Genomic DNA, 7,601 nt, shown 5'->3' on the forward strand with positions numbered 1-7,601 from the left:
TTAAAATAAACAGATAGCTAAAAAGTAAATTTGAGAAAAGCGTAGCGATTCAACTGAAAGAGTGGTCGTTACGCTTTTGCTTTTGATGTGGAAAAGGTCGTTTGCAGACATCCAAAAGCCACACAACGCAAGAGTTCAGTTACCACATCATTACTGCCGTAATGTGTGAACTTCCAGAATAAGCATCTGTTTTTCTGCGATTTGCGTAATTTTGCGTAGCTGTTGGTAACTCACGGTAAACTAATTTTGTCACCAAAAAAGAAGTGAGTTATGCGAAGTACATTCAAGGTCTTATTCTACGTGAAGAAAGGCAGTGCAAAGCCCAACGGCAACCTGCCACTGATGTGCCGCCTTACGGTGGACGGAGAGATTAAGCAGTTCAGTTGCAAAATGGAAGTTCCACCCCATTTGTGGGATGTGAAGAACAACCGTGCTTCGGGCAAGAGTGCCGAAGCGCAGAGAATCAACCGTGCGGTTGACAAGATTCGGGTGGAGGTGAACCGCCGCTACCAAGAACTGATGCAGACAGACGGATATGTGACCGCTGCCAAACTGAAAGATGCCTATCTCGGTATCGGTATCAAGCAGGAAACCTTGCTGAAACTCTTTGAGCAGCACAATGCGGAGTTTGCAAAGAAAGTCGGACACAGCCGTGCCAAAGGAACATTCCAACGGTACATAACCGTCTGCAAGCATATTCGGGAGTTCCTGCCCCATACATACAAGCGTGAGGATATTCCCCTCAAAGAGTTAAACCTCACGTTCATCAACGACTTCGAGTATTTCCTGCGCACGGTGAAGAAATGCCGCACTAATACCATTTGGGGCTATATGATTGTGTTGAAGCACATCATTTCCATAGCGAGAAATGACGGTCGTCTGCCGTTCAATCCCTTTGCAGGGTATATCAACTCTCCCGAAAGCGTGGACAGGGGGTATATCACGAAAGAGGAGATACACACCATGATGAATACCGAGATGCCCGACAAGACCCACGAGCTTGTGAGGGACCTGTTTCTGTTTTCGGTGTTCACGGGGTTGGCATATTCCGATGTCAAGAACCTCACCACCGACAACCTGCAAACTTTCTTTGACGGTAACTTATGGATTATCACCCGAAGAAAGAAGACCAACACCGAATCGAATATCCGTCTGTTGGACGTTCCCCGAAAGATTATAGAGAAGTATAAGGGGATGGCAAAGGACAATAAGGTTTTCCCCATGCCAAGTAATACGACCTGCAACAAAAAGCTGAAAGCCATAGCCGATTTGTGCGGTATAAAGACACATTTAACATATCATGTCGCAAGACATTCGGCAGCAACTACCATACTGTTATCCAACGGAGTACCCATTGAAACCGTCAGCCGCCTGTTGGGGCATACCAACATAAAGACCACTCAAATCTACGCGAAGATAACCGCCCAAAAGATAAGTCAGGACTTGGAACTGTTGTCCGACAAGTTGGGGGATATGGAGAAAAGCATTTGCAGTGCCATTTGATAACCCATAAAGAAGAATACAGATGAAAGAGAAACGAAGCATCATCACGATGGACGGACAGGGCAACATCGCCCTGCCGACCGATACAGTCTCCATTGCCATGACCGAGTGGGAACTCTGCGAGTTGTTCGGGGTTATCGCCCCAACAATCCGAGCAGGGATAAAGGCTCTTTGTAAAAGCGGTGTTTTGAGGGAATATGAGACAAAGCATACCATCAAACTGTCGGACAAACGCAGCATGGAGGTTTACAGTCTTGAAGCCATCATCGCCCTTGCTTTCCGCATCAACACATTCGGAGCGGAACAGGTTCGCAGAGCCATACTTGAAAGACTGTACTTGCGAAAAGAAAAAACAGGCATCTTCTTTTCGCTGAACATCACTGATACGGCAAATCCGAAATACTTTGCATAGGCGTATTGCCATTCACACATACTCACGCACCCGAAGAAGCATCTGTTTTCAGCTCTGTTTCTTCGGATTTTTTGTTTTTACAGCCCCGAACAGCCCCGAAGTATTTTTTGCTGCGTTCTGCTGTGATTTGCGTATCAACTTATCCGACAGTTGATTATACTTTTGTAGCTGACATTTTTTCAAACTTAAATCATTGGAATATGGAAGCAAACAAAGTAAATGACAGCCACCGACCGCCCACAGATGGCGGCATGGCAAAGGAAGAGTTTATCCGTGTCGGCACAACGCTCTACAAGATTGTGGAGCAGCCAAGACTGAACGGAGGGTATGTAAGGAAGCGCATCGCATGGAACAACGAGACCCTGCGCCAAGACTATGGCAAGGACTACATCGGCAGCGTACCCAAGTATGACGGCTTCTGCACCGTACCCGAACACGTCAGCTATCAGCCTGTAATCGGCAAGTTCCTTAACCTCTACGAGCCGATACCCCACCAACCGCAAGAGGGTGATTTCCCCTCTGTCCGCTCATTGGTGGAACATATCTTCGGGGAGCAATACGAGTTGGGAATGGACTATCTTCAACTGCTCTACCTGCAACCCATTCAGAAGTTGCCCATCCTGCTGTTGGTGTCGGAGGAGCGCAACACAGGCAAAAGTACATTCCTCAATTTTCTGAAAGCCCTGTTTCAGAATAACGTGACATTCAACACCAACGAGGATTTCCGCAGCCAGTTCAATTCCGACTGGGCTGGGAAACTCCTTATCGTGGTGGACGAAGTATTGCTGAGCCGCCGGGAGGACAGCGAGCGGTTGAAGAACCTGAGCACGGCACTATCCTACAAGGTGGAAGCCAAAGGCAAAGACCGTGACGAAATTGCGTTCTTCGCCAAATTCGTGCTGTGTTCAAACAACGAGTACCTGCCTGTCATCATTGATGCAGGTGAAACCCGTTATTGGGTGCGCAAGATAGACCGCTTGCAGTCGGATGATACCGACTTCCTGCAAAAACTGAAAGCGGAGATACCTGCTTTTCTCCACCATTTACAGCATAGGCAGCTATCCACCGAAAAGAAAAGCCGTATGTGGTTCACGCCCTCACTACTGCATACCGAAGCCTTGCAGAAGATTATCCGCAGCAACCGCAACAGATTGGAGATAGAGATGCACGAGCTTATCCTTGACATTATGGAAAGTGTAGGCACGGACACTTTCTCTTTTGACTGCAACGATATTTTTCTTTTGTTGCGGTATTCACAGGCAAAAGTGGAGAAACATCAAGTACGCAGGGTATTGAAAGAGTGTTGGAAACTTAATCCTGCACCCAACACGCTTACCTATACCACCTATCAGTTGGACTATACCCGTGACTGTCACTATTCGCCCATGCGGAAGACAGGACGGTTCTACACCGTGACAAAATCGTTTTTGGAAACACTATGATTATTTTGATGAAATGATGAATAAGTATATAAATATATTGAAATATAGATATTTACATTCTCATCAAACATTCATCAAAAGTATCTCACTGATGAAAGGAGAAAACAGGACGGACAGACCATGCCCGACACCGTAAACGATGAATTTCTCTTTTCGTGAGTGGTTTGATGAATAAATGATGAGATGATATATAGATATAAATCAATGTGTTAAACCATATGTTCATCAAATCATCGCTTTATCAACCATCATCAAATCCGTAGGAATATACATTATGACAATACAGGAAGCAAAACAAATCAGAATAGCAGACTATCTGCAAAGTCTGGGGTACACACCCGTCAAGCGACAAGATAGCAGCCTTTGGTACAAGTCACCGCTGAGAGAGGAAGCCGAAGCCTCGTTCAAGGTAAACACCGAACTCAACCAATGGTATGACTTCGGCATCGGCAAGGGTGGCAATATCATCGCATTGGCTTCGGAACTCTACCGCTCCGACAACGTGCCGTATCTGTTGGAGTGCATCGCCAAACAGACACCGCATCTGCACACCGCCATCCATGTACCATTTTCTTTTGGTCGGCAATCCGTTTCAGAACCGATGTACCGACATCTGCAAGTTTCGGAGTTATCCTCTCCTGTACTATTATCCTATTTGCAGGAGCGAGGAATAAGCACCGAACTCGCCAAGAGGGAATGTAAGGAACTGCATTTTGAAAACAAGGGCAGACCATACTTCGCCATCGGTTTCCCGAATATGGCAGGTGGTTATGAGGTGCGCAACCGCTATTTCAAAGGTTGTGTCGCTCCAAAGGACATCACCCATATCCGACAAAGTGGAGAACAGCCGACAACCTGTTATCTTTTCGAGGGCTTCATGGATTACCTCTCGTTCCTTTCCATCCGTGTGAGGAACAATCCGCAATGCCCCCGACTGACCACGCAGGATTATATCATCTTGAACTCCGTTTCCAATCTCGCAAAGGCGGAGGGCATATTGGCTGACTATTCCCAAATCGGCTGTTTCCTTGACAACGATACGGCAGGACGGACAGCCTGTGAGCATCTGCAAGCAAGGTTCGGGGAACGCCTTTCCGACAAGTCCATACACTATAGTGAGTATAAGGACTTGAACGACTACCTGTGCGGTAAGCCCTTGTCCCAATCGGCAGAGCCGATGAAGCAGGAGAGGCAAGTCCAATCCGCAAGGCGGATGATGCAGCCACCGAAAAAGCGAGGGCTGAAGATGTAGGGAGTGAGAACGCTTGCAGCCGTGCGGATATTTACAAGCGGAAAATACCATAGCTTATTAGGGAATTTTCCGAGCCGCATTGCAAGCAACGCTGAAAATTCCCCAATAAGCCAAAGAGGTTGCACCTCTCTGGACTCTCCCAAGCCAACGGCAGAAGCCGTACAGGAGAATAATCAACCATTGTTTCACAAGCTAAAAAAGAAAGGAAAACCATATATGGGATTTGTCGTATTACATATGGAAAAGGCGCACGGTTCCGACAGCGGAACGACCGCCCACATCGAGCGTTTTATCATACCGAAGAACGCCGATCCAACTCGCACGCATCTTAACCGAAAACTCATCGACTATCCCGATGGAGTGAAAGACCGAACAGCAGCCATCCAACACCGTTTGGAAAACGCAGGGTTGACACGCAAAATCGGTAACAACCAAGTACAGGCAATCCGCATCATCGTGTCGGGAACGCATGAGGACATGGAGCGTATCGAAAAAGAAGGCAGATTGGACGAGTGGTGTGCCGACAACATGAGCTACTTTGCCTTCATGTTCGGTAAGGAGAATATTGTGGCTGCGCACCTTCATCGGGACGAGGAAACGCCACACATACACATCACCCTTGTTCCAATCGTAAAGGGGGAACGTAAGCGCAGGAAACGGGAGGAACAGACAAAGAAACGCTACCGCAAGAAGCCGACCGACACCGTAAGACTGTGTGCCGATGACATTATGACACGGCTGAAATTGAAGACCTACCAAGATACCTACGCCATTGCGATGGCAAAGTACGGATTGCAGCGTGGCATAGACGGTTCAACGGCACGGCACAAGTCCACGCAGCAGTATTATCGGGACACACAGAAACTTGTCGATAGCCTCAAAGCGGAAGTGGTAGATTTGCAGGAGCGGAAAGAAGCGGCACGGCAGGAACTCCGCCAAGCCAAGAAAGAGGTGCAGACTGAGAAACTGAAAGGCGCAGCCACGACCGCAGCGACCAACATAGCCGAGAGTGTCGGTTCTTTTTTCGGCAGCAACAAGGTCAAGACGCTGGAGAGGGAGAACAAGAATCTGCATGAGCGTGTATCAGAACTTCAAGAAGAAGCCCGACAAAGGGAACAGCAACAGGCGAAACACATACAGGAGATAACAGACGCTTACGAGCTGCGACACCGCAAATTGTCCGAGTTTACAGACTTTGTGAAACGCTACTTCCCATATGTGGAGAAGCTGATACCGACAATAAATTTCCTGCGTGAACGCTTGGGCTTCAATGACGATATTATCCGAAGATTATGCACATTCAAGGACGTTCCCATAAAAGGCAAGCTACATTCTTCCGAGTTCAACCAAGGCTTTGAAACCCAACGTGCCGTCTGCTCCATTAAAGAGGATGAAAATGGAAAGTTCGATTTCAAGATTGATGGAGTATCACATATAAGCTGGTTCAGAAAGAAGATGAACGAGTTTAGGGAAGCTATCGGAATACCGAAACCAAGACAAAACAGAGGTATGCAACTGTAAATCAAAATAAAGTCCGTGATTGTTGAATGACATATCACGGATTTTTTGTACTTTTGCACTCGGATTGAGGCAACTCTATCCAAGACATAAGAAAAAGAAGCGTTATGCTTTCTTGTAAGTCGAGAACGTAGGAAATTCAAGACACTGCACAAGGATGGCATAGTGGTTCTCACGCATATAGCGTGGGCTGCTATACTACATTCGTGCATTTAGGTTTCCTACGACCTTCGACTTAGAATGTTGCATTGGTAGTCCACGTTTCTGCATTTGAGCATCCGCTTCTTTGGGCTAAGAAGCAAAAAAGAAAACTATATGAAACAAAAAGTTCCACTATCAAAAATGAACATGACAAAAACGCTATTATCAGTTATGCTTTGTTGCTGTTGCAGCATTATGGCTTTCGGGCAGAACATGACCCAAGAAATTGAAAAGATTATCAAAGGGAAGCAAGCGTCTGTCGGGGTAGCAATTATCCATAATGACGATATAATTGCCATTGCCAACGAGGACAAATATCCCACTATGAGTGTATTCAAATTCCATATAGCAGTGACAGCTCTGAAAAAAATGGAAGCAGAGAATATTCCGCTGGACAAAATGGTGTATATCAAACAGAAAGAAATGCTGAAAAACACGTATAGCCCGTTAAGGGATAAATATCCCGACCAAGGGATTCGTATATCTTATAGGGATATAATCAAATACACAGTATCGATTAGCGACAACAACACATGCGATTGGTTAATAAGGTTTGTTGGTGGTATTGATAAAGTGGACTCCTACATAAAATCTCTTGGGATAAAGGATATGAATTTCACGGAGACAGAGGAAAGCATGCATACGGACATTATGTTATGCTACAACAATTGGAGCACACCATTAGCTATTGCGCAATTGCTCAAGAAACTTCATACAGAAAATATTTTGACAAAAGAGCATTTTGCGTTTTTAGAGACAGCCATGCTTGATTGTGTGTCTGGCAAGAACAAACTAATAGCGGGGTTGCCTACCGATATAAAATTTGGGCATAAAACGGGACGTTCTAACCGAACTGCTGATGGCATACAGATAAGCGAGGGAGATGCAGGAGTGATATATCTTCCCAACGGTGAGAAGTGCTACATTGTCGTTTTGATAAAGGATTCTCGTGAGTCTGATGATGATAACGCCAAAATAATGGCAGATATATCAAATATAGTTTATCGTCATTTGAATAAATAAAAATCCAATTGTAATGAATCAAAGTCTCTAACATATATTTGTTGGAGACTTTTTGTTAAATTTCATATCGGAAAAGTGTGCGTTTCAATAAAAAGTAATAACTTTGCAAATGAAAGAGTTATTTGACAGTATAGCACCGCAAAACGCTGAAAATAGCACAGTTGCTAACTCGTTACCACTGTTTCTCAAATACTCAGTTAAATGTTTATTCTTCAAACGGTTATATTAAACCGTTGAAAATCTAAAATAA

At 45.3% G+C, this 7,601-nt stretch carries 6 protein-coding genes; all 6 read left to right on the top strand.

What is annotated here, in order from left to right; genetic code table 11:
• Positions 1 to 270: 270 nt before the first annotated feature.
• The gene (locus NBH07_RS22270) at positions 271 to 1,503 is read left to right on the top strand and encodes a site-specific integrase (protein ID WP_048927172.1); all 1,233 of its coding nucleotides are present in this window, start codon (positions 271 to 273) and stop codon (positions 1,501 to 1,503) included.
• 22 nt (positions 1,504 to 1,525) lie between these two features.
• The gene (locus tag NBH07_RS22275) at positions 1,526 to 1,915 is read left to right on the top strand and encodes a virulence RhuM family protein (protein WP_048927171.1); all 390 of its coding nucleotides are present in this window, start codon (positions 1,526 to 1,528) and stop codon (positions 1,913 to 1,915) included.
• A gap of 200 nt (positions 1,916 to 2,115) precedes the next feature.
• Complete coding sequence (locus tag NBH07_RS22280) at positions 2,116 to 3,357, top strand: primase-helicase family protein (RefSeq protein WP_054350315.1); 1,242 nt, start codon at positions 2,116 to 2,118, stop codon at positions 3,355 to 3,357.
• 274 nt (positions 3,358 to 3,631) lie between these two features.
• Positions 3,632 to 4,609 (top strand): DUF8464 domain-containing protein, encoded by a 978-nt coding sequence (locus NBH07_RS22285; RefSeq protein ID WP_048927169.1) that lies wholly within the window; start codon positions 3,632 to 3,634, stop codon positions 4,607 to 4,609.
• A 216-nt stretch (positions 4,610 to 4,825) separates the two neighbouring features.
• Complete coding sequence (gene mobV / locus NBH07_RS22290; RefSeq protein WP_048927168.1) at positions 4,826 to 6,130, top strand: MobV family relaxase; 1,305 nt, start codon at positions 4,826 to 4,828, stop codon at positions 6,128 to 6,130.
• 345 nt (positions 6,131 to 6,475) lie between these two features.
• Complete coding sequence (gene blaMUN / locus NBH07_RS22295; protein WP_071121652.1) at positions 6,476 to 7,351, top strand: MUN family extended-spectrum class A beta-lactamase; 876 nt, start codon at positions 6,476 to 6,478, stop codon at positions 7,349 to 7,351.
• The last annotated feature ends 250 nt before the right edge of the window (positions 7,352 to 7,601 follow it).

The organism is Parabacteroides sp. B2-S-102 (genome assembly GCF_023656665.1).
Taxonomy (GTDB): domain Bacteria; phylum Bacteroidota; class Bacteroidia; order Bacteroidales; family Tannerellaceae; genus Parabacteroides; species Parabacteroides distasonis.

Coding starts and splice junctions, on each gene's coding strand:
- NBH07_RS22270 (WP_048927172.1), top strand. CDS start 271: ATGCGAAGTACATTCAAGGTCTTATTCTACGTGAAGAAAGGCAGTGCA.
- NBH07_RS22275 (WP_048927171.1), top strand. CDS start 1,526: ATGAAAGAGAAACGAAGCATCATCACGATGGACGGACAGGGCAACATC.
- NBH07_RS22280 (WP_054350315.1), top strand. CDS start 2,116: ATGGAAGCAAACAAAGTAAATGACAGCCACCGACCGCCCACAGATGGC.
- NBH07_RS22285 (WP_048927169.1), top strand. CDS start 3,632: ATGACAATACAGGAAGCAAAACAAATCAGAATAGCAGACTATCTGCAA.
- mobV (WP_048927168.1), top strand. CDS start 4,826: ATGGGATTTGTCGTATTACATATGGAAAAGGCGCACGGTTCCGACAGC.
- blaMUN (WP_071121652.1), top strand. CDS start 6,476: ATGACAAAAACGCTATTATCAGTTATGCTTTGTTGCTGTTGCAGCATT.